The sequence below is a fragment of the Stappia albiluteola genome, assembly GCF_014050225.1.
Lineage (GTDB): Bacteria > Pseudomonadota > Alphaproteobacteria > Rhizobiales > Stappiaceae > Hongsoonwoonella > Hongsoonwoonella albiluteola.
In genome coordinates this window covers 125695-147498 of sequence record NZ_JACFXV010000063.1, presented here as the reverse complement: position 1 = coordinate 147498, position 21804 = coordinate 125695, and the positions used below count along the sequence as shown (strand labels likewise).

The window sequence follows — 21804 nt, the reverse complement described above, 5'->3', positions numbered from 1 at the left end:
CAGCCTCCCCCAGCGACAGGGGCCATGCTAGCCTCTGGAATACAAACGGCAATGACGGATTTGGCGGGAGGCACGTCCATGAGCAGGAAAACACGCATCATTGCGCTCGATCTCGATCACAGCACACCCAAAAGTCCCGAGACGGCAGCTTATTTCGCCAAATGCGAAGAAAAGCTCGGCCTCGTCCCCAACGTGCTGAAAGCCTACGCCTTCGACGACAGAAAGCTCAAGGCCTTCACGGAGATGTACAACGAGCTGATGCTGGCCGAAAGCGGCCTGTCCAAGCTCGAGCGGGAGATGATCGCGGTCGCGGTTTCCTCGGTCAATCACTGCTTCTACTGCCTGACGGCGCACGGCGCGGCGGTGCGCCAGCTTTCCGGCGAGGCGGAACTCGGAGAGCTGATGGTAATGAACTACCGCGTGGCGGAGCTTTCGGACCGGCAGCGCGCCATGCTCGACTTTGCCGTCAAGCTTACCCGCGAGCCCGAAGCGATCGTCGAAGCGGATCGCGAGGCGTTGCGGAAGGCAGGATTCTCGGAGCGCGACATCTGGGATATCGCAGCAGTCGCCGCCTTCTTCAACATGTCGAACCGGGTCGCCTCGGCAACCGACATGCGACCCAATGCCGAATACCATTCGATGGCGCGATAGATTGCGGAATCGGGCGGGAAACGATGACAAGGCGCCCCTTGCTGGTGTAGAAGGAGCGCCCGACGCTTTCGGCGCCAGCGAACCCGGCCGCCGAGCGTTCTTACGCGGAGCGAACTGGCATGGTTGCGAAGATCTTCATCGACGGCGAGGCAGGCACGACGGGTCTCCAGATCCGCGAGCGTCTGGCGCGCCGCCGGGATATCACGCTGCTCGCCATCCCGCAGGACAAGCGCAAGGACCTTTCCGCCCGCGCCGCCCTTCTTAACGAAGCGGATGTGGCAATCCTCTGCCTGCCGGACGACGCCGCACGCGAAAGCGTCTCGCTGATCGAAAACGGCACCACCAAGGTGATCGACGCCTCGACCGCTCATCGCGTTGCGGAAGGCTGGGCCTATGGCTTCGCCGAAATGACGCGCGAGCAGGGCGATGTCATCGCCACCGCCAGGCGGGTCGCCAATCCCGGCTGCTGGCCGCAAGGGCCGATCGCCATGCTGCGGCCGCTGATCGCGGCGGGCCTCGTCGGCGCGGACTATGCGGTCAGCGTCAACGGGATTTCGGGTTATTCCGGCGGCGGCAGGTCGATGATCGAAGCTTATGAGGCGGAAGGCGCGGCGGCCGCCCCCTACATGCCCTACGCGCTCGGCCTCAACCACAAGCATCTGCCGGAAATGACGGCCTATGCGACGCTCGACAACACGCCGCTTTTCCAGCCGACGGTCGGCAATTTCGCGCAAGGCATGGTGACGGTGGTGCCGCTGCACTATGCACTGCTGCCGGGCAGCCCGAGCGGCGCGAAACTGCACGAGGCGATCGCCGATCATTTCGCGGGCATTGCCGGCGGCTTCGTCGAGGTGGCGCCTTTGGAGGCGGTCGAAAAGACGCCTGACCTCAATCCGCAGGTCTTCAACGGCAGCAATCGCATGCGCCTGCATGTCTTCGCCAATGACAAGCGCGGCCAGGCATTGCTGATCGCCGTCTACGACAATCTCGGCAAGGGCGCTTCGGGCGCGGCCGTCCAGAACCTCAACCTGATGCTCGGCGTCGATCAGGCGACCAGCCTCGCCGCCTGAGCCCATAGTGAAGCCAAGGAGAAACTCGCCGTGGAGAAATTCACCACGCTGACCGGGGTCGCGGCGCCGCTGCCGATCGTCAATATCGACACCGACATGATCATCCCGAAGCAGTTCCTGAAGACGATCAAGCGCACCGGCCTCGGCACGGCGCTGTTCCACGAGATGCGGACCAAGGAAGACGGCTCCGAGAACCCGGATTTCGTGCTGAACCAGTCGGCCTATCGCAACGCCCAGATCCTCGTGGCCGGCGACAATTTCGGCTGCGGCTCCAGCCGCGAGCATGCGCCGTGGGCCCTGCTCGATTTCGGCGTGCGCTGCGTCATCTCCACGTCCTTCGCCGATATTTTCTACAACAACTGCTTCAAGAACGGCATCCTGCCGATCGTCGTCTCCCAGGAAGACCTCGACAAGCTGATGGACGACGCGCGGCGCGGCGCCAATGCCACGCTCACCGTCGATCTGGAGGCGCAGGAAATTCGCGGCCCCGATGGCGGCGTGGTTACCTTCGACATTGACCCCTTCCGCAAGCATTGCCTGATCAACGGTCTCGACGATATCGGTCTGACGATGGAAAAGGCGCCGTCGATCGACGCTTTCGAAAGCAAGGTCGACGGGGACCGCCCCTGGGTCTGAGGCAAACGGGCCGGCGGTTTCGCCGGCCTTTTCATTCGTTCAGAGCGTGTGAAACACACGCGGACCTCACCAAGGCTTGAACAAGCTTGCTGGGACCAATCCCCTCCGGCGGATTATCTGTCTGGCAACAGGAGTGAGGACGGAAATCGCATGGTGACGGGTACGCAGGCTTCCAGCATCTCGGGCTACCTGCCCTGGACCGAGCGCAATGGCCGCTTTTCGAGCCTGAAATTCATCGCTTTTGCCGCAACCCTGGCACCGGGCCTCTACCTCGTCTTCGGGCTGCTGACCAATACGCTTGGCCCGAAGCCGGTGACGATAGCGCTGCATGAGACGGGCGACTGGGCGATCCGCTTCCTGTTCCTGTCGCTGCTCATCACGCCGCTTCGCCGGATCGCGGCCTGGAACAGGCTCGTCAACATCCGCCGCATGCTCGGCCTTGCCGCCGCCGCCTATGCGCTGCTTCACCTCGGGCTCTATGTCGTCGATCAGGCTTTCGACCTCAGCAAAATCGCCAGCGAGATCGTGCTGCGTTTCTACCTGACCATCGGCTTTGTGGCTCTCGTCGGGCTTATGGCGCTTGGCGTCACCTCGACGGACGGCGCGATCCGCCGCATGGGCCAGAACTGGCACCGGCTGCACAAGCTTACCTATGGCATCGCGATCCTCGCCGCCTTCCACTTCTTCCTTCAGTCGAAGTCGGACGTGACGGAAGCAACGCTGATGGCGGGCTTCTATGTTGCACTGATGCTCTATCGGGCCGCGCAGAAGCGAGGTTTCAACCTCGCCTCGCCGGTCGTCCTTGCCGTCATCGCCGCACTTGCGGGTCTTGCGACGGCGGGGATCGAATATCTCTGGTACGCACTCGCCACCGGCATTCCGGCGGAGCGAGTGCTCGCGGCCAATCTCGATTTCCGCTATTCGATCCGGCCCGCCTGGTGGGTCTTCGGCACCGGGATGGCGTTTGCCGGCCTGCCGGTCCTGCGAATGATCTCAGGCCGCTTCAGGCAGGTTCTTCCCCGCTTTTCATCAGCGCGGACCTGAGCGCCTCCAGATCCCGCTTCAAGGCCGGCAAATCGACGCCGGAAGACAGGCAAGCCTCTCCGATCCTGGCCGGCACCGACTCCGCCCGCTCGCGAAGCGCGCAACCCTTCGCGGTCAATTCGATCAGAACGCGCCGCTCATCCACGCTGTCCCGCCGGCGAATTACCAACCCTGCGGCTTCAAGCCGCTTCAGCAGCGGCGTGAGGGTGCCTGAATCCAGATAGAGCACCGCTCCCAGATCCTTCACCGACAGGCCGGAACGCTCCCAGAGCACCAGCATCACCAGATATTGCGGGTAGGTAAGGCCGAGAGGATCGAGTACGCCCTTGTAGACGCGCGACAGGGCATGCGTCGTCGAGTGCAACGCAAAGCAAAGTTGATCAGACAAGAGAAGATTGGTTCCGCTTTCGCTGCCTCGAAGCTCGCGATGCGCCATTCGCTATCCATCCACTCGATCGCCCTCGACCATTCGCGGTCGAGCGCCATTTTCGGATAGGGACCTGACCGGTCCCTCCCCGGGCGCATTCGTGAAAAGCACTCCGAGGCAGGCTCTAGGGTCAGGACCCATTAATTTGGCTGAAATGGTCGGAGCGGATTTGTGCGGATACGAGGAGCAAGCCCACAGGAAGGCTAAAGCCTTTCAAGGGTTTGCGACAAAGTAGTCCGTGCGGATCCGCCCGATCCAAAGGATGATCGAGCTGACTTCGACCTGTCGCGTCAAAGCCCTCGACCGGGGGAATAACCCCGTTCTTCGAGCTTTTCCTTCCATCTCTCGTCATCTCGAACACCATTCCAGTCAAATTAATGAGTCCTGACCCTAGTTTCCTGATGCCGAACATAGAGGCAAGTCAAAAAAACCTTACGTCAATATATTGCATAAAATTGAATTGTGTACTATCTATTTTTGCGCCACGGGATGCACATGACCATCCCGTTCTCATTGGCCAACGCTGAAGACAGGGAAAGGATTGAAATCATGCCTATCCTCTACACCGCCCATGCAACGGCGACCGGCGGTCGCGACGGCAAGGCCCGCTCCAGCGACGGGCAGCTCGAAGTTTCGCTGACCACGCCGAAGGAACTTGGCGGCCCCGGCGGCGCCGGCACCAACCCCGAACAGCTCTTCGCCGCCGGTTATTCGGCCTGCTTCCTTGGCGCGCTGAAATTCGTAGCGGGCCGGGAGAAGGTCAGGCTGCCGCAGGATGCATCGATCAGTGGCGACGTCGGCATCGGGCCGCGCGACGACGGACAGGGCTTCGGTATTGCGGTAACCCTGACGATTTCCCTGCCCGGTGTGGAAAGGGCGCAGGCGGAAGACCTCGTCGCAAAGGCGCACGTGGTCTGCCCTTACTCCCACGCGACGCGCGGAAACATTCCGGTGACGCTGAACGTGGCCTGACACCGTCCGCACGGCGGCCAGCCAAGCCTTTCCTCCCGGGCCTCGGGCCCGCGGGGAGGCAGCGCCGTCAGCCGTCCCCGCTCTTGTGCCCGCGCTGCTCCAGCACCTCGCGGTCGATCTGTTCCAGAACATTGCCGACGCGCGACAGGGAGCGCGTCATCTGGCGGAAATTGCTTGCCCGGCTTTCGAAAAGGGCGGACGCAATCTCGGGGAACTCCTGCAGCATCCGCTTGAAAAGGGCGCGGCGAATGCGGATCACTTCAGTCTGGCCGACGGCGACCGCCCGCGCGGGACGCCGCGTTTCCACCAGCAGAGCGGTCTCGCCGATCAACGTGCCGGGGCCGAAAGTCCCCATTGCCTCGCGGGTTTCGCCACCGCGCTCCATCGCCACTTCGCCGCTCGCCACGACGAAGCCGCCATCGGCGCGCTCGCCTTCGGTGAACAGCACCTCGCCGTCGCGAAAAGTCTGGTTCTCGGCGGAGAACGCCAGCAGGCGCAACTGGTCGTCCGGAAAATCGGAGAGCAGCGGCACCTGCCGTAGCAAATTCATGTCGCGCGCGAGACTCATGCAGAAACCCTGCAGACAGACGAGGTGCGATCAAGAGCGATCCCGATGCCTTCACCATGGGCAAAGGCATGAATCCGCACAAGAGTTAATGCGCTTTAACGAAAAATGATCCTCAGGGAACCAGTTTGTAGCCGCCGGCATCCGTCACCAGCAGTTCCGCGTTGGAGGGATCGCGCTCGATCTTCTGCCGCAGGCGGTAGATATGGGTTTCGAGCGTATGGGTGGTCACGCCGGAATTGTAGCCCCAGACCTCATGCAGCAGCACGTCGCGCGTCACCGGCTTTTCGCCCGCGCGGTAGAGATACTTGAGGATCGAGGTTTCCTTTTCCGTCAGGCGGATCTTGGCGCCCTTGTCGTCCACCATCAGCTTCTGCGCGGGGCGGAAGGAATAGCGGCCGATCGTGAAGACGGCATCCTCGCTCTGCTCGTGCTGGCGCAGATGCGCACGGATGCGCGCGAGCAGCACGGCGAACTTGAACGGCTTGGCGACATAGTCATTGGCGCCGGCCTCGAGACCGAGGATCGTGTCGGAGTCCGTGTCGTGACCGGTCAGCATGATCACCGGCGCCTTGAACCCGCCCTTGCGTAGCAGCTTCACCGCCTCGCGGCCGTCGATATCCGGCAAACCGACATCCATCAGGAGCAGGTCAATATGCTCGCTCTTGGCGGTGTTGATACCGGCGGAGGCCGTCTCGGCCTGCAGCGTCTCGAACTCGTCATAGAGCGACAGCTGCTCGACAAGGGCCTCGCGCAGATCGTTATCGTCGTCGACGATCAGGATATTGCGCGCGCTCATGGCTTCCACTCCCTTGAATCTGCGAACCGGCGATCACATCGGCGAGACGCCAGATCGACGCTGTCATATTCGCAGCGCCACATATTTGATGCCAGACACTTAATGATCGCAACAGGCCCTTGCGAGCCCAAATCGTGATCCGTTCGCGGCCGAGCCGTCAATTCTTCTTCACGCAGCCTTTATCATCGGGTTATCAGGAACTTGCAAATGCCCGGCCCGCGATCATCATGACGTTGGGTCAAGAAACAGGAAGCCGATAAAAGTGACGGAATTGCTGACGGTGCGGCGCAGGCCCGCCAACAAGGCGCAGGGCCTCCTCACCCATGGATCGATCACGATTCCGTGTGCAATCGGACGTGGCGGCCCGACAGCGCGCAAGCGCGAAGGCGACGGCGCCACGCCGCTGGGTCAATTCGAGCTTCTCAAGGTCTACTATCGCCCGGACAGGCTTCGCAAACCCGTCACAAGGCTTCCCGTCGAGCCGATGCACCCGATGCTCGGCTGGTGCGACGCGCCCGCAGACCCCTGCTACAACCAGCCTGTCCTTCTGCCCTTCGCAGGAAGCCATGAGAAGCTTTGGCGGGAAGATCATCTCTACGACATCGTCGTCGTGCTCGACTACAACCTCTTCCCGCCGGTCGATGGCAAGGGTTCGGCGATCTTCTTCCACCTCGCGAGACCGGACTATTCGCCGACGGAAGGCTGCGTCGCGGTGTCGCTCGCTCATATGCTGAAGATCCTCGCGTCCGTCGGCAAAGAGACCGCAATGAGCATCGAGGCAGCCTGAGAAAAGCTTTGACGGGCCGCGGCTCTGGAAAAGGCCGCTATTTTCGGCCATATAGTCGCCATGTGCGACGGCAGGCACTGAAAGTGCTTTCAGCCTGCCGACCGCAGGACGAAATCCGGTTTCGATCAATCCGGCCCTTGTGCCGGCAAGCGCGAAAAGCATCCCATGGGCGACAGACGCATCCCCTTCCTGAAGATGAACGGGCTCGGCAACGATTTCGTTGTCTGGGACGCCCGGACGGAGCCCGTGCGTCTTTCCCCCGAGCAGGTCCGCGCCATCGGCGAGCGCGAAAACGGCATCGGCTTCGACCAGATGATCACCGTGGAACCGTCCCGTTCGGGCGCCGACGCCTTCATGCGCATCCACAATTGCGACGGCAGCGAGGTTGACGCCTGCGGCAACGCCACGCGCTGCATCGGCCGCCTGCTGATCGAGGAAAGCGGCCTGGCGAGCGCGGCGATCGACACCAATGCCGGCCTTCTCATCGCCATGAAGACGAGCGAGCCGCGCCGCATCACGGTCGACATGGGCGTGCCGCGCTTTGCCTGGGACGAGATCCCGCTGGCGGAGGAATTCCACGACACCCGGGCGATCGAATTGCAGATCGGGCCGATCGACAAGCCGATCCTGCACACGCCGTCCTGCGTCAACATGGGCAATCCGCATGCGATCTTCTGGGTGAAGGATATCGAGGCCTACGACCTTTCGCGCATCGGCCCGCTGCTCGAAAACCACCCGATCTTTCCGCAGAAGGCGAATATCTCGCTCGCCCATGTCATCTCGGACACGGAGATCGAGGTGAAGGTGTGGGAGCGCGGCGTCGGCCTGACGCGCGCCTGCGGCACCGCGGCCTGTGCCGTTGCCGTGGCGGCGGCCCGCGACAGGCGCACGGGGCGCAAGGTGACGGTGCATCTTCCCGGCGGCCCGCTGGAACTCGAATGGCGCGAGGACAACGGCCACGTGATGATGACCGGCGACACGGAGATCGAATACGAAGGCCTGCTCGACCTCGACACGCTTTCCTTCGAGAAGACGGCGCCCGGCGACAAGCCGATGCTGGAGGTCGTCAAGTGAGCGTCGACGTCGTCACTTTCGGCTGCCGCCTCAACGCCTACGAATCCGAGGTGATGAAGCGCGAAGCGGAAGCCGCCGGGCTGAAGGACGCCGTGCTGGTGAACACTTGCGCGGTGACCAACGAGGCCGTTCGCCAGGCGCGGCAGGCAATCCGCAAGGCCCGCCGCGACAACCCGCATGCCCGCATCATCGTCACCGGCTGCGCCGCGCAGACGGAGAGCGCGACCTTTGCCGGAATGGCGGAAGTCGACCTCGTGCTCGGCAATACCGAGAAGCTGGAAAGAGCCTCCTACGGCCGCGTGGCGCAATTCGGCATCGAGGACAGCGAAAAGGTCCGCGTCAACGACATCATGAGCGTGCGCGAGACCGCGGGCCACCTGATCGACGGGCTGGAGGGCCGGGCGCGCGCCTTCGTGCAGATCCAGAACGGCTGCGACCACCGCTGCACCTTCTGCATCATTCCCTATGGCCGGGGCAATTCGCGATCCGTGCCGATGGGCGTCGTGGTGGACCAGATCCGCCGCCTCGTCGACAACGGCTACCGGGAGATCGTGCTGACCGGCGTCGACATCACCAGCTACGGCGCCGATCTTCCGGGCAATCCGAGCCTGGGCGACCTGACGCTGAAGATCCTGAAGCTGGTGCCCTCGCTCGACCGGCTGCGGCTTTCCTCCATCGACAGCATCGAGGCGGACGACGCGCTGATGAAGGCGATCGCCGAGGAAGAGCGGCTGATGCCGCATCTCCACCTGTCGCTGCAGGCAGGCGACGACATGATCCTGAAGAGGATGAAGCGCCGGCACCTGCGCGCCGATACGATCCGTTTCTGCGAGGACGTCAGGCGGCTGCGCCCCGACGTGGTGTTCGGCGCCGACATCATCGCCGGCTTTCCGACCGAAACCGAGGAGATGTTCGCCAACTCGCTGGGGATCGTGGACGAATGCGGGCTGACGCATCTGCATGTCTTCCCGTTCTCGCCGCGTCCGGGAACGCCCGCCGCCCGCATGCCGCAGGTCGACCGCGGGCTCGTCAAGGAGCGGGCCGCCCGGCTCAGGGCCAGGGGCGACCAGGCGCTCGGCGCCCATCTTGCCGGCGAGGTCGGGGCCACGCGCCGCGTTCTCGTCGAACAGCCGGGCCTTGGCCGGACGGAACAGTTCACGCAGGTCGAATTTCCCGGTGGCGATGCGGGCGCCCTTGAGGAGTTGCGCATAACCGGTCATACCGGGCGCCATCTTCTGGCAGAGCGTATTTCAAAGGCGGCGTGAATTCATGAGCGAAAAGAAGCGCGGATTGCTCGGCCGTCTTTTCGGCGCGAAGGAAGACGCTCCCGCGCCTGCGCCCGCCGGAGACGAAGCCGAGGCGACAGCCGCTCCGGAAGTGGAAGCGACGGCGCTGGAACAGGACGATCAGCCCGGCGAAGCCGCCGCGATGGTGCCCTCGCCCCGGCAGGACGAGGGTGCACCCCAGCCGAAGCAGAGCTGGCTGAAGCGCCTGCGCTCGGGCCTTTCCCGCTCGTCCTCCGCGCTGACCGGCGGCATTTCGGCGATCTTCACCAAGCGCAAGCTCGACGCCGACACGCTTGAGGAGCTTGAGGATATCCTGATCCAGGCGGATCTCGGGGTGGAGACGGCGATGGCGATCACCGGGCGGCTTGCCCAGGGTCGCTATGACAAGGAAATCTCCGTCGAGGACGTGCGCACGATCCTGGCCGAGGAGGTCGAGAAAGTGCTGGAGCCGACCGCCCGGCCGCTCGAGATCGACCTGGCGAAGAAGCCGCATGTCATCCTCGTCGTTGGCGTGAACGGCACCGGCAAGACCACCACGATCGGCAAGCTGTCGGCGAAATTCGCCGCCGAGGGCCGCAAGGTGATGCTGGCGGCGGGCGATACCTTCCGCGCGGCGGCGGTCGAACAGCTGAAGATCTGGGGCGCGCGCACGGGCGCCGAGGTGATTGCCCGCGACACCGGCGCGGATGCGGCCGGGCTCGTCTTCGACGCGATGAAGGAAGCCGCCGACAAGGGCGTCGACGTGCTGCTGATCGATACGGCAGGTCGCCTGCAGAACCGTGCGGAACTGATGGCGGAGCTCGAAAAGGTCGTCCGCGTCATCCGCAAATACGACGCAGAAGCCCCGCATAGCGTGCTGCTGACCCTCGATGCGACCACCGGCCAGAACGCCATGAACCAGGTGGAAATCTTCGGCAAGACGGCGGGCGTCACCGGCCTGGTGATGACCAAGCTCGACGGCACGGCGCGCGGCGGCATCCTGGTGGCCATCGCCGCGAGGCACAAGATGCCCGTGCATTTCATCGGCGTTGGCGAGGGGGTGGACGATCTCGAACCTTTCACCGCCCGCGATTTCGCCCGCGCTATTGCCGAAATTGACGCCTAAACAGGATTGCCGTCTGAACGCTCGCCCTGATTTCACACCTGTTGAGTGGAATAAAGTCTTCATGGAATTCGAACACGGACCCAATGCACCCGACCGCAAGGAGCTGTCGCCGCTCCTGAAACTGCTGCTGGAAATGGGTCCGCTCGCCCTGTTCTTCTTCGCCAATGCGCGCGGAGAAGCGATCGTCTCGGCTTTTCCCGCCTTGCAGGGGCTCGGCGGTCCGATTTTCCTTGCAACCGCCGTCTTCATGGCGGCGATCACGCTTTCGCTCGTCGTTTCCTATGTGCTGACGAGGCGGCTGCCGATCATGCCGGTCGTGTCCGGCGTCGTGGTTCTCGTCTTCGGCGCGCTGACGCTGCTGCTGCATGACGAGCTTTTCATCAAGCTGAAGCCGACGATCGTCAACCTGCTGTTCGGCGGCATCCTGCTCGGCGGACTTTTCTTCGGCAAATCGCTGCTCGGCTACGTCTTCGACAGCGTGTTCCGGCTGGACGACGACGGCTGGCGCAAGCTGACCTTTCGCTGGGGCGTGTTCTTCCTGTTCCTTGCAGGACTGAACGAGGTTATCTGGCGCAGCTTCTCGACCGACTTCTGGGTTTCCTTCAAGGTGTTCGGCATGATGCCGATCACCCTCGTCTTCACCATCGCCCAGTTGCCGCTGATCCACCGCCATTCACTGGACGAGAAGGAAGAGCAGGGCTGAGGTCCGGTCGGCCCGGATCGCGATGAGATCGGATCGATTCGATCCAATCTCATAAAACGTGATCGATCCTATATATTTAGAGCGGGATTTCAGGCGAAAACCGCTCTCACTTTTCGCCATCCCGCTCCAGGCCGCGCGCGGCAATCGCTTCCGCAAGGGCGACGACACGGCACCCCATCTCGGCATGCAGGCGCTCCACCATCCGGCCTTCCACCTGGATGGCGCCCTTGGCGGCATTTTCCGGCTTCTCGAACTCTGCGATGATGCGGCGCGCCCAGTCGACCTCGCTTGCCGCCGGCGAGAAGGCGCTGTTTGCCGGATCCACCTGCCTGGGATGGATCAGCGTCTTGCCGTCCATGCCCATCTCGGCCGCAGCCACGCACTCCGCCTCGAAACCTTCCTGATCGCCGAGCGCGTTGTAAACGCCGTCGATGATATCGAGCCCGTAGGCGCGGGCCGCCGCGACGCAGGCCATCAGCCAGGACATCATCGGCGCGCGGCCCGGCACGATCCTCGCCCGGGTTTCCTTAGCCAGATCGTTGGTGCCCATGACGAAGCAGGCAAGGCGCGTTTCCGGATTGACGGCGGCCGCGGCAATCGCACCGGCGTTCAGCATGGCGAGCGGCGTTTCCATCATCGCCCAGAGCTTGACGCTCGCCGGCGCATGCGCGCCGTTGACCCTGCTTGCCACCCGCTCCAGATCGACGGGGCTTGAAACCTTCGGAATCAGGATGGCATCCGGCCTCGCGGCGATCGCCATTTCGAGGTCGTCGCTGCCCCAGGCGGTATCGAGACCGTTGATGCGGATGATCAGCTCGCGGTGACCGTATCCGCCGCCGGAAACGGCGGCAGCCACCTGTGTGCGCGCGACATCCTTGGCATCTGGCGCCACGGCATCCTCAAGGTCGAGGATCAGCGCATCGGCGGCGAGCGTCTTCGCCTTGTCGAGCGCCCGCGCGTTCGAGCCCGGCATATAGAGCACGCTGCGGCGAGGGCGAAAGGCGACGGGGCTGGTCATCGGCTTGCTGCTCCTTTTGGGAATTGCGCGACGGGTATCCCGGGAACCTAGCCCCTGCCGGGCGCCTTCACCACTGGCCGTTCGGCGGAGCGGCGCAACAACAGGTCCCTGGCGGCGATGAACGCACCAAGGGTGATGGCAAGGCACGCAATCGCGACGACGAGCGTGAACTCGCCGTAGCCCGCGGCAATCAGCAACAGCGTGGACAGCAGCGGCGCGGCATAGGCGCCGGCGCCGAGCACCTGGATGTCGCCCCGCTTGACCCCGATATCCCATGTGAAAAAGGCGAGCCCGACGGGAAACGCGGCGAGCCCCAGAACCGCCAGCCATTCGCTCGCCCCTTGCGGCCAGACGGTCTCCTCCAGCGCAAGGTGGCAGATGAGGGACAGCGCGGACGTGGCAAGGCAAAAGCCGGCCACCACCTGCGTCGGAACGGCCGCAAGCCTCCGCGACAATACCGAATAGCTCGACCAGAACAGCGCGGAGCAAACGGCGGCGAGATAGCCGAACCCATAAACGGGATCGAAGGAGAGACCGCTACCGCCCGTCACCAGCAGGGCCGCGCCGCCGAGACCGAGCAGCGCGCCGACGACATGGTGCGGCTTCAGGCGTTCGCCGGGCAGAAGCGCCGAGAAGACCACGATCAGCAGCGGCCACGTGTAGTTGATGAGGTTGGCATCGACCGGCGGCGCATTGCGGATGGCGGTGAAATAGAAGAAGTGAAAGCCGAAAAGCCCTGCCGTGCCGAAGGCCCACACGCGCAGCGGCTGGCGCAGCAATGCAGCGCCGCCGGGACGTGACAGGACATATACCGTGGCGGCTAACCCCGAAATGCCGAAGCAGAGCGCATTGAGAAGGAACGGCGGCACCTTGCCGGAAGCGGCGCCGAAGAGACCGAGCGCGGACCACATCAGCACTGCCGTCAGGCCGATCAAGGTGGCGCGAAGCCGCGAGGCGGGGGCGGAAGAAGGTGCAACGATCTGGGACACGGACATTCTGACGCTTTGCGACGAGGGAGTTGGGCGGGCGGCGGGATATTGCGTCGGAATATGCCGCCGGGCAAGCGGCGGAAGCGCTCCCGTATTTCGGCGCTCTTGATCGGAGCTTTCAATCGCGTCAAGGTGCGCCGGATCGCCTCGCCCCGGAGGCCCTGAAGTCCCATCCGCCTGCGGAGATTGCATGACCAAAGTCGATATCAAGGCGCTTGGCCCGGAAGACGCACTGCAGCTGGCGCCGCTGATTGCCGCCTACGCCCAGGCGCAAAGGCGCGGCGCGCCCCGTCGGCCCGACCAGTTCTACGCCGAGCGTATCCTCAACGACCGCACGGCGGAGGTCGTAGGTGCGTTCAGGGACCAGGAAATCGTCGGCTTTGCCATATTCTTCGACCTGCCGGAGATCATCACCGGCCTGCGCGTGGGCCAGATCGACGAAATCTATGTCCGCCCGGAAGACCGCCAGCAGGGCATCGCGCGCCGGATCATCGAGTCGCTGGTCAATGAAGGCCAAAGCCGCGGCTGGATGGAATTGCGCTGGATCGTGCCCGGCAAGAACGCACCGGCCGTGGCGCTCTACGACAAGATCGCCGAGCCCGCCGGCTGGAAAGGCTACGTGATCCCGATCGACCGGCTCGCCTCGCGCTGAACCACACGGCTGCTTCAAAACATCGGCGGCAGGGTTCCAAGCGGGACCAGGCCGACGCGGGCGCGCCCGTTGTCGATGCTGACGGTGACGCTTCGCGCCGGTTCGCCATCGAGGGTGGTCTGTCCGCCAAGCCCGAGCACTGCGCCCTGCAAGGCGGTCGGCACCGTGCTTTCAGCGGGAAAGAACGGAGCGAGCGTGGCCGCGAGCTGCTCGCTACCGGCCACCGTCAGCATGACCTCGCCCGATGGCATTCCATCCGCATTGAACGTCAAGGCGCCATGGCCTTGCAGGCTGGAGGCGCCGCTCGACAGCCTGAGCGAGGTGATGCGCACCGGCTCGTCGCCTGAAAGATAGGCCGCGAACTCCTTCCCGCCGGCGAGCAGCGGCCCGCCCCGGGGCAGGCTCAGCACCAGTTCGGCGTCGACGCCGGCAGATAGCTGGGGAACGGCGGCCCCCTTCGCCAATAGCGCGATATCGAGCCCGTCGGAATCCGTCCGAACCCGACGTGCGTGAACCTCGATCGATTGCGCAGACAGCCCGGCCGCGCCGATCGCCGCATCCGTCAGGGTGAACCGGGGCAGGTCGAATACTGCGTCCACGCGCTCGACCGAGCCCTCGCCGATGCGCAAGCTGGACCGCGCACTTTCCCAGCCCGCAGACAGGGACATCGGACGCGGCGTCGCGCCGCTTGCTTCAAGCGGTCCATCCGCTTCGAGGATCAGATGCTTCGGGTTATAGGCCAGCGCTATCCCCCTGAGGGCCCGAAGCGTTGCGCGGTTGCCCCTGGCATCTGCGATCTGCAGCGGACGGCAGGACAATTCAAAGCGGAACGGAAAACCGCCAAGCGCCTGGTCGGAACATGCGAGTTCGCCGCCCTCGGCTGCCGCAACCTTCTTGGCATTGCGCAGAATATCGGCGGCAATGCCGCGCCCGGCGGTCCAATAGGCCGACCAGCCGCCGACAACGATCAGCACAAGCGCGATCACGACATAGTAGCCGCGTCGGGAGGGCTTGCGAGCGGGCGAAATGGGCTGCATGGCTGTTCCTGTCGCGCTGGATCGTATGGAGATTTCGCTACAGCCCATAACCCATCCGTCAGCCTGCGTCATGCCGATTGAGCCGCGATATCGTTTCGCCTCCGGTCCGGAACCCTGCCGCGCCCCACTTTTGCGCGATCCGATCCAACAATCCTGTCATGGCCATTGCATCGGCCGGCACATGCTGATAGCCGATTGCGCCGCGCATCGACCAAATCAGGGACGGTCAGGACGGTTCATGCGGGACTTCTGGATATTCGGATACGGCTCGCTGATGTGGCGGCCGGGCTTTGCCTATGAGGAAGCGACGCCGGCCTTGCTGCACGGGGCGCACCGCTCGCTTTGCGTCTATTCCTGGGTGCATCGCGGCACCGAGGAAAGACCCGGCCTGGTGCTCGGCCTCGACCGTGGCGGCGCCTGCCGCGGCATGGCCTTCCGCATCAGCGCCGAAAAGCGGGGCGAGGTTATCGAATATCTGCGCGCGCGCGAACAGGTCACGATGATCTATCGCGAAGCGGAGCGGCCGATCCGGCTCGAGGACGGTTCCGCAACCCGGGTCACCGCAACCACCTATCTGGTCGACCGCAGCCATCCGCAATATGCGGGCGTTCTGCCGCGCGACCGTCTGCTGCGCATGGTCAGCGGCGCAGTCGGCCAATCGGGCGCCAATCCGGAATATGTCCTGAACACCGCCGATCACCTGGAGCAGCTCGGTATCCACGATCCCGTGCTGTCCTGGCTCGGCCGGGAACTTCGCAGTCAGGCCTGATCTTTGTTGCTTTCCAGATCCGCGAGCACCGAATGGCGCTCCGGCGCCGCATTTGCCAGGAGATGCACGTAAGCGCGCATCCGTTTCAGCCGCACTGCGGAAATCGGCTTGCCCTGCCTCGCCCCATAGCGATCGATCTCGCCGAGCCAGCGACCGCGGCTGTCGCCGGAACTTCGCAGTCGAGGCAGCAACACGACCACGGCATTGCGATAGTCTTCGAGGTCGTCGACGGCGACCTCGCTGAACAGGTAGCGGCGACCCGACCTGCCCTGGAAATAGCGAAAGGCATCGCCAAGGCCAAGGGCACGGGAGGCCTCGGGCAGGAGGCCATCGACCGGCGTTGCGTTTTCACCTTGCGTGGTCATGTTGCATGAACCCGGAATTCGGACCGCCTTTTCGACAGGGGCGCCAAATCTAGAACAAACAGCGAACAAAGAAAAGTGCAAAACGCGCGACACCACCTCTCTTCAGGGTGCGAACCCTCTGCTGATGTGGCGATTGCCGTCAGGTATTCAAGCGTTGCGGTCAGTTGCGCCGGAGCATCCGGCCGCGTTCGCGCCAGCGCTCGGCAACCCGGTCAAGAACCGGCAGATCCGGATATGCCGCGGCCGTTTCCTCGATCAACCGGTCGGAAACCGTCTCGACCCGCTCCGTCAGCGTGCTTGCGAAAGCCTCAAGGCCCAAGCCCGGCTCGATCGGAGGAAGAATCTCGAAGACCACTTTTCCGGGATAGCGATAGAAGCCGCGGCGAGGCCAGAAGATGCCCGTATTGAGGGCAACCGGCAGCACGGGACAGCCGATCTGCCGGTAAAGATGGGCGACGCCGTACTTGTAATGCGGTTCGGCGCCGGCCGGCCTGCGGGTTCCTTCCGGAAAGATCAGTATCTGCCGGCCTTCCGCGACCGCCTCGCGCGCCTTTTCCGTCATCGCCGCCAGGGCGACGGAGCGTTTGCCGCGATCGACCGGGATCTGCTTCATACGCATCGTGTACCAGCCGAACAGCGGGATATAGCGCAGTTCCCGCTTCAGGATGTAGGTCGGATCGCGGAATTCGGGGATGAGCGCGAAGGTTTCGAGTGCCGACTGGTGCTTGGCGGCGACGATAAAGCCGCCCTCCGGGATGTTCTCCCTGCCCCTGACTTCCACCTTCATGCCGACAAGGTGCTTCAGCACCCACAGGTTCACATGCGCCCAGAAGGGAACGATCGGCCAGCCGACATGGCGAGGAAGCAGCAGGAGCGGACAGCCCACCACCATCAAGGTCAGAGTGAACAGATAGAAGAAAATGTTGAACAGAAGAGAACGCAGGGCGAGCATGATGTCGTCGACGGAGCCTTTCAGCCGCAAATGGGATGGAGCTCAGTCGGAGACCTGGGCCGTTGCCGCGGCAGCGCTCCCCTGGACTTTTGCCCCCGTCCGAAGCCAGGCAACCGTATACTTCACATATTCGCGCAGGAGAAGTTGCGTTGTGGCCGGATCGAGATACCAGTGGCCCATGTCGAGGTTTTCACGCACCACCGGATAGGGAATGAGCTTCGCGGAAGGCATCGCTGTCTGGAGCTCCAGAAGCGAGCGCGGCATGTGATAGGCGCTGGTCACGACCAGCAGGCTGCTGAAGCCTTTTTCCTGCGCCCACTTTGCCGTTTCAGCGGCGTTTTCCGTTGTATTCAGCGCTTTTCTGTCGAGATCGACACAGCAGGCGAACAGGTCCGGATCGGCCGCTGTGCTGCGCACGATCTGCTCCGGGGTCGTCGCGGGATGAACGCCGGAAATCAGCAGGCGCCTTGCCTGCCCCTCCTTCAGTAATCCCAGGGCCTGGCTGATGCGATCGCTGCCGCCGGTCAGCACCACGATCGCGTCGCTGAAGACGGAGTCGGGCAGCCGCGCCCCCACCACCGAATTGGCGAAGTGCAGGAAGTTGGCGATCAGCAGAAACGCGGCAAGCGTCGATGCCAGAACCGGCAGGATCACGCGCTTGCGTGGCCGCTTGCGCCCGGGCGACGGCCGGGCGATCACGCAATCGCCACCGGCCGCCCTCTCAGCGGGATCCGCTGCCTCCATCGGCGCTGTGGTGGCGTTCTGGTCGGCCATTCCGGCGTGACTGCCCATTATTCGATTGACTGAGTTCGACAATGCTAACCGATTCGGGCGTCATCGCGGCAAATGCAACCCATTGGCACATCGCCGCAGGCGAATTTGCGTGGAACCGGAGTGTTTTCCGGTCGTTTGCGACACTTCTGCCTCAGCTTTTCACTCCAGCCGGGCCAGATGGGACCGAACCGCGTAGCGCGAGGTGGCCGCCGTCAGGACCGTCACGATGAAGATGATCGCCAGGACACCGAGATAGCCGACAAGGCCGACGGAAAAGCCGCCGAACAGCGCGTCGACCTGATCGGCGCCGGCAATGCCGGAGCCTTCCCGGAAAGCGAATTCCAGCACGAGGAACACCAGACAGGCGAACACCCCGCCGGCGATGCCGCCCCTGAGGCCGAGCAACAGGAAGTGGCGCTGGAATTCGCGCGCGATGAACGTGTCCTCGGCGCCGACGAAATGCAGCACCTCCACCACGTCCTTGTTGCCTGCCATCGCGGCGCGGGTGGCAAAGATCACCGATAGCGCCATCGACCACAACACCAGCGCCAGGATGGCGATCCCGCCGATCACCATGGCGTTGGCCATGGAGGCGAGCCGTTCCGTCCAGGCGGAATGATCGTCCAGGCTGCCGCCGGTAATCTCGCGGCCGACGGCGACCTTGAGATCGGCGACCGGGAAAATGTCCGGGTCGTCGACAGCCACTTCGATCAGGCGGGGCACCGGCAGCGTGTCGAGATCGAGGCCGCCGCCGAGCCAGGGCTCCAGGAGGCTGCGCGTCTCGCCGTCGGAGAGCGCACGCACCGAACCGACGCCCGGCATGCCCTCGGCAAGCGCGATCGCCTTGTCGATTTCGCGCTGCATGTCGACACCCTCGGCAGGGCGGATCTGGATGGTGACCTCCCGGACGAGATCGCCCGACCAGGCATTCGCCGCCTCGTCGATGACGCTGACCGCGCCGACGGTGATGCAGGCAAGAAAGCTCATGATGGCGACGACCAGCGTCAGGGCGCGACCCGCGACTGCCTGGGGCGGCACAATGGCAGCCGATGGCCGCAATCCATCGCCGGGCGGCCGACGGCGGCCACCGCCCTTGCCGTCACGCGAGGCCTTGTTCTTGCGCGGCGACGCGCTGGCGCGCCGGCCTTCCGCCTGGCCGCCCGGTTCCTGGCCCGCCGCTCTGCGTTCGTTCGCCATGGCCTGTTCAGTCGTCATGAATTGCCAACCGTCCGCCCGAAAGGATCATTCGCCGCGCATCGACCTGCTCCATGAGGCCCAGATCGTGCGTGGCGATCACCACCGATGTGCCGAGACGGTTCAATTCAATGAACAGCCGAAGCAGCCTTTGGGCAAGCGAAGGATCGACATTGCCGGTCGGCTCGTCGGCCAGCAGGAGTTCGGGACGGGTGATCAGGGCGCGCGCGATCGCCGCCCGCTGCTTCTCGCCGCCCGAAAGGACCGGCGGCAGAACATGCATCCGCTCGCCAAGCCCGACCCATTTAAGCAGTTCAACCACATCCGAGCGATAGTCGCTTTCCTGCTGTCCGAGGACGCGAAGCGGCAAGGCGACGTTTTCATAGGTCGTCATGTGGTCGAGCAGGCGGAAATCCTGAAAAACGATGCCGATCCGCCGCCGCAAACCGGGCACCTGCGACTTTGACAAGGTGGAAGTATCGTGGCCGAAGGCCGAGATGAGACCACGCGTCGGCTTCATTGAGAGGAACAACAGGCGCAACAGGCTCGTCTTGCCGGCACCCGACGGGCCGGTCAGAAACTGGAAGGACTGCGGTTCGATGCTGAAACTTACATCACGCAGCACTTCCGGCCCCATGCCGTAGCGCAGGCCGACATTCTCAAATCGGATCACGACGTCTCCTTTTCGCCCCGTCTTCCAGACTATGGTGGCCTCGTTAACGCTTCATTAATGATATCGGCGCGTGATAGGCGGAAGGCGCCCCATGCGCGAGGCATAAGCGACACCGCCGGCGACGATGAAGGCGGCGGCGTGAACGCGGCCACGCCGGGGTTCGTAGCCTGTTAAGGGACAATAGGGCATAAAGGTCTCTTTCGAAGACCTCATCAGTATGCGGCAAGGCCACCGCCCATGAAAATAACCTGTCCCAGCTGCTCGACTTCCTACGACGTCAGAGCCGACGCCCTCGGCCCTTCCGGCCGAAGCGTGAAATGCACGCGCTGCGGCAACAGGTGGCACGCCGTCGCGGAAGAGCCTGCGGAAACATTCGCGAAGGGCAATGCATCGAAGGACGATGCACGGACGGCCAAATTCGATCCGACGGAGGAAGAGAACGGGTTGCCGGGCCCGGAGGACTGGGGCGAGGAAGTGGCGGACGGAATGGATGACGACGATGTCGCATCCGATACGAAATCCGCCCGGGACATCGTCAACGCCACGGAAATGGCGCTCCGTCCTGCTGATCCGCCGGAAGGCCCGGAAGAACCGGACGGCAGCGCGCAAGCGCAGCCGGACAAGCCGAAGGACATTGAATCCCTGGCGCGCCGCCCCCGGATCCGCATCCGCCGCCGGAAGCGGGACAAGAACCAGCCGTCGCTTCTTGCCGGCCTCAAGACGAAGGCCAAGCGCTTCAAGGTTCAACGCGTCGTCGGCGCGATGGTATTCCTGCTGGCGATTGCGCTCGGCGCTTTCGCCTATTCGCTACGCACGGAGATCGTGGCCCGCGTTCCCGACCTGGCCGGCCTCTACCAGCTGGCGGGGCTGGAGGTGAACCTTCGAGGCCTGGAATTCAAGGACTTGCGGACCTTCCGCGAAGTCGAAGCGGGTACGGTGGTGCTGGTTATAGAGGGAACCATTGAAAATCCGGGCAAGAAGGCCTCATATGTGCCTGCTGTCCGGCTCGCTCTCAGGAGCGAGGATGCCCAGGAAATCTATGCCTGGATTGTCGAGCCGAAGGTCAGGCAGCTGGAAGCGGGTGAAACCACCCGGTTTCGCACCCGCCTGACCACGCCTCCGGATCTCGCGGCGGATATCCATGTCCGCTTCACCGATAGACGCAATCAACAGGCGAAACTTTGATGTCCAAGGCGCACCAGCAAGCCGCAGTCCTTTTGGACGCCCCGAAAATCGACGTGCTCTTCGACGAGAAGGCAATTGCAGCCCGCGTGGAAGACATCGCGCACGAGATCGGCGCGGCGAAACCCGTGAACCTGCTGGTGGTCGCGGTGCTGAAAGGCAGCTTCATCTTCGCCGCCGATCTGGCGCGCGCGCTCCATCATGCGGGCCTTGCCCCGGAAATGGAGTTCATTCACCTGTCCAGCTACGGCGCCGATACCGCCTCCTCCGGCGAGGTCAGGGTCCTGCGCGACGTGGCAAGCGACGTGAAAGGGCGGGACGTCGTCCTGGTCGACGACATCCTGGAGAGCGGACGCACGCTCGCCTTTGCGCGCGAGAGGCTGATGGAGCGCGGCGCGCGATCCGTGCGTATCGCCACCTTGCTGGACAAGCCGGGCCGCCGCAAAGCTGCCATCTCCGCCGACTACGTAGGATTCGAATGCCCGGACCGATTCGTCGTCGGCTACGGCATGGATATGGGACACAAATGGCGGCAGCTGCCTTATATCGGCTACGTCGTGCAGGGTGAAAGCGAAGTCGCCGGGACGGCTTGAGGACGGATATCTGGACGGGGAACCCGGCAGGGGCCGGGACGGGAGATAGACATGGCACGCATTCTTCTCGCGGAGGACGATGAGGCGGTCAGGAGCTTCGTCAAACGCGCACTCGAACTCGACAGCCACGAAGTGGTGGCGGCCGAGGACGGAGCAGCGGCCGCGGAAGTGCTTGCCAGGGAAAAGGCGGGCTTCGACCTGATGCTCTCCGACATCAAGATGCCGGTCATGGACGGCATCGCGCTCGCCCTCGTCGCGGCGCGCGACCATCCGGCGATGCCCATCCTGCTGATGACCGGTTTCGCCGACCAGCGCGAGCGGGCCTCGGGCCTTGAGGCTTTGATCCACGACGTGATCACCAAGCCGTTCTCGCTCGCGGAAATACGCCGCGCCGTCTCCGACGCCATTCTCGGCATCAATCGGGAAAATCGCCGGCTTTACGCCTGATCGGGCTACCTTCCCCCCGCCAGCGGGAGGAAGGCGCCGG

Annotated in this window: 26 protein-coding genes; 15 read left to right on the top strand and 11 right to left on the bottom strand. The window is 63.9% G+C overall.

The window, feature by feature from the left end:
• The first annotated feature begins 78 nt into the window (after positions 1-78).
• The 4 genes from H2509_RS15925 to H2509_RS15910 all read left to right on the top strand — a co-directional run bounded on the left by H2509_RS15925 (position 79) and on the right by H2509_RS15910 (position 3401).
• Positions 79-651, top strand: a complete 573-nt coding sequence (locus H2509_RS15925) for a peroxidase-related enzyme (protein ID WP_182167065.1) — start codon at positions 79-81, stop codon at positions 649-651.
• Between the two features lie 119 nt (positions 652-770).
• A complete protein-coding gene (argC, locus tag H2509_RS15920; protein ID WP_182167063.1) occupies positions 771-1721 on the top strand; it encodes an N-acetyl-gamma-glutamyl-phosphate reductase in 951 nt (316 codons plus the stop codon).
• A gap of 30 nt (positions 1722-1751) precedes the next feature.
• Complete coding sequence (gene leuD, locus H2509_RS15915; protein WP_182167061.1) at positions 1752-2357, top strand: 3-isopropylmalate dehydratase small subunit; 606 nt, start codon at positions 1752-1754, stop codon at positions 2355-2357.
• Positions 2358-2507: 150 nt separating this feature from the next.
• Positions 2508-3401, top strand: a complete 894-nt coding sequence (locus tag H2509_RS15910; RefSeq protein WP_182167059.1) for a protein-methionine-sulfoxide reductase heme-binding subunit MsrQ — start codon at positions 2508-2510, stop codon at positions 3399-3401.
• Here the strand turns inward: H2509_RS15910 and H2509_RS15905 are convergent.
• Positions 3361-3837, bottom strand: coding sequence for a MarR family winged helix-turn-helix transcriptional regulator (locus tag H2509_RS15905; protein ID WP_182167057.1), 477 nt, complete (start codon positions 3835-3837; stop codon positions 3361-3363). The genes H2509_RS15910 and H2509_RS15905 overlap by 41 nt on opposite strands.
• Before the next feature lie 540 nt (positions 3838-4377).
• Here H2509_RS15905 and H2509_RS15900 point away from each other — a divergent pair.
• Complete coding sequence (locus H2509_RS15900) at positions 4378-4800, top strand: organic hydroperoxide resistance protein (protein WP_182167054.1); 423 nt, start codon at positions 4378-4380, stop codon at positions 4798-4800.
• A 67-nt stretch (positions 4801-4867) separates the two neighbouring features.
• Here the strand turns inward: H2509_RS15900 and H2509_RS15895 are convergent, their stop codons facing one another.
• Both H2509_RS15895 and H2509_RS15890 read right to left on the bottom strand, forming a co-directional pair.
• A complete protein-coding gene (locus tag H2509_RS15895) occupies positions 4868-5368 on the bottom strand; it encodes a cyclic nucleotide-binding domain-containing protein (protein WP_182167052.1) in 501 nt (166 codons plus the stop codon).
• A 112-nt stretch (positions 5369-5480) separates the two neighbouring features.
• Positions 5481-6164: a response regulator transcription factor gene (locus H2509_RS15890; protein WP_182167049.1), complete on the bottom strand. Its 684-nt coding sequence runs from the start codon at positions 6162-6164 to the stop codon at positions 5481-5483.
• A 262-nt stretch (positions 6165-6426) separates the two neighbouring features.
• On the opposite strand from H2509_RS15890, the gene H2509_RS15885 reads away from it, so the two are divergent.
• From H2509_RS15885 to H2509_RS15865, 5 genes are all read left to right on the top strand, one after another.
• Positions 6427-6951, top strand: coding sequence for a L,D-transpeptidase family protein (locus H2509_RS15885; RefSeq protein WP_408022685.1), 525 nt, complete (start codon positions 6427-6429; stop codon positions 6949-6951).
• Between the two features lie 165 nt (positions 6952-7116).
• Entirely contained in the window at positions 7117-8025 is a 909-nt protein-coding gene (gene dapF, locus H2509_RS20810) for a diaminopimelate epimerase (protein WP_182167047.1), read from the top strand.
• Positions 8022-9290: a tRNA (N(6)-L-threonylcarbamoyladenosine(37)-C(2))-methylthiotransferase MtaB gene (mtaB, locus tag H2509_RS20805; RefSeq protein WP_182167039.1), complete on the top strand. Its 1269-nt coding sequence runs from the start codon at positions 8022-8024 to the stop codon at positions 9288-9290. Before dapF ends, mtaB begins: the two co-directional genes overlap by 4 nt.
• Before the next feature lie 4 nt (positions 9291-9294).
• The gene (ftsY, locus tag H2509_RS15870) at positions 9295-10416 is read left to right on the top strand and encodes a signal recognition particle-docking protein FtsY (protein ID WP_182167037.1); all 1122 of its coding nucleotides are present in this window, start codon (positions 9295-9297) and stop codon (positions 10414-10416) included.
• Between the two features lie 61 nt (positions 10417-10477).
• A complete protein-coding gene (locus H2509_RS15865) occupies positions 10478-11119 on the top strand; it encodes a septation protein A (protein WP_182167035.1) in 642 nt (213 codons plus the stop codon).
• 106 nt (positions 11120-11225) lie between these two features.
• On the opposite strand, the gene H2509_RS15860 is transcribed toward H2509_RS15865, so the two are convergent.
• A complete protein-coding gene (locus H2509_RS15860) occupies positions 11226-12137 on the bottom strand; it encodes an HpcH/HpaI aldolase/citrate lyase family protein (protein WP_182167033.1) in 912 nt (303 codons plus the stop codon).
• A 47-nt stretch (positions 12138-12184) separates the two neighbouring features.
• Positions 12185-13117 carry an aromatic amino acid exporter YddG gene (yddG, locus tag H2509_RS15855; protein ID WP_328805102.1) on the bottom strand — a complete coding sequence of 311 codons (933 nt, stop codon included), beginning with the start codon at positions 13115-13117 and terminating at the stop codon, positions 12185-12187.
• 199 nt (positions 13118-13316) lie between these two features.
• On the opposite strand from yddG, the gene H2509_RS15850 reads away from it, so the two are divergent.
• Positions 13317-13778: a GNAT family N-acetyltransferase gene (locus H2509_RS15850; RefSeq protein WP_182167029.1), complete on the top strand. Its 462-nt coding sequence runs from the start codon at positions 13317-13319 to the stop codon at positions 13776-13778.
• Between the two features lie 14 nt (positions 13779-13792).
• On the opposite strand, the gene H2509_RS15845 is transcribed toward H2509_RS15850, so the two are convergent.
• Positions 13793-14815: a DUF2125 domain-containing protein gene (locus tag H2509_RS15845; RefSeq protein ID WP_182167027.1), complete on the bottom strand. Its 1023-nt coding sequence runs from the start codon at positions 14813-14815 to the stop codon at positions 13793-13795.
• A 238-nt stretch (positions 14816-15053) separates the two neighbouring features.
• On the opposite strand from H2509_RS15845, the gene H2509_RS15840 reads away from it, so the two are divergent.
• Entirely contained in the window at positions 15054-15584 is a 531-nt protein-coding gene (locus tag H2509_RS15840; RefSeq protein ID WP_182167025.1) for a gamma-glutamylcyclotransferase, read from the top strand.
• On the opposite strand, the gene H2509_RS15835 is transcribed toward H2509_RS15840, so the two are convergent.
• The 5 genes from H2509_RS15835 to ftsE all read right to left on the bottom strand — a co-directional run bounded on the left by H2509_RS15835 (position 15575) and on the right by ftsE (position 19542).
• The gene (locus H2509_RS15835) at positions 15575-15949 is read right to left on the bottom strand and encodes a hypothetical protein (RefSeq protein WP_182167023.1); all 375 of its coding nucleotides are present in this window, start codon (positions 15947-15949) and stop codon (positions 15575-15577) included. The two genes, H2509_RS15840 and H2509_RS15835, sit on opposite strands and share 10 nt — an antisense overlap.
• A gap of 160 nt (positions 15950-16109) precedes the next feature.
• Positions 16110-16931, bottom strand: coding sequence for a lysophospholipid acyltransferase family protein (locus H2509_RS15830; RefSeq protein WP_235975020.1), 822 nt, complete (start codon positions 16929-16931; stop codon positions 16110-16112).
• A 12-nt stretch (positions 16932-16943) separates the two neighbouring features.
• Positions 16944-17675 (bottom strand): YdcF family protein, encoded by a 732-nt coding sequence (locus H2509_RS15825; protein WP_182167021.1) that lies wholly within the window; start codon positions 17673-17675, stop codon positions 16944-16946.
• 159 nt (positions 17676-17834) lie between these two features.
• Positions 17835-18890 carry a cell division protein FtsX gene (locus tag H2509_RS15820; RefSeq protein WP_235975019.1) on the bottom strand — a complete coding sequence of 352 codons (1056 nt, stop codon included), beginning with the start codon at positions 18888-18890 and terminating at the stop codon, positions 17835-17837.
• Positions 18880-19542 (bottom strand): cell division ATP-binding protein FtsE, encoded by a 663-nt coding sequence (gene ftsE, locus H2509_RS15815; RefSeq protein WP_182167019.1) that lies wholly within the window; start codon positions 19540-19542, stop codon positions 18880-18882. The genes H2509_RS15820 and ftsE overlap by 11 nt, the downstream gene beginning before the upstream one ends.
• Positions 19543-19779: 237 nt before the next feature.
• Between ftsE and H2509_RS15810 the strand changes: the two genes are divergently transcribed.
• Genes H2509_RS15810 through H2509_RS15800 form a run of 3 tightly spaced genes read left to right on the top strand, consistent with a single transcriptional unit; the run spans position 19780 to position 21764 of the window.
• Entirely contained in the window at positions 19780-20727 is a 948-nt protein-coding gene (locus H2509_RS15810; protein WP_182167017.1) for a zinc-ribbon domain-containing protein, read from the top strand.
• Positions 20727-21317: a hypoxanthine phosphoribosyltransferase gene (hpt, locus tag H2509_RS15805; RefSeq protein ID WP_182167015.1), complete on the top strand. Its 591-nt coding sequence runs from the start codon at positions 20727-20729 to the stop codon at positions 21315-21317. Before H2509_RS15810 ends, hpt begins: the two co-directional genes overlap by 1 nt.
• Before the next feature lie 51 nt (positions 21318-21368).
• On the top strand, positions 21369-21764 hold the full coding sequence (locus tag H2509_RS15800; protein WP_182167013.1) for a response regulator: 396 nt from the start codon (positions 21369-21371) through the stop codon (positions 21762-21764).
• Positions 21765-21804 lie beyond the last annotated feature (40 nt).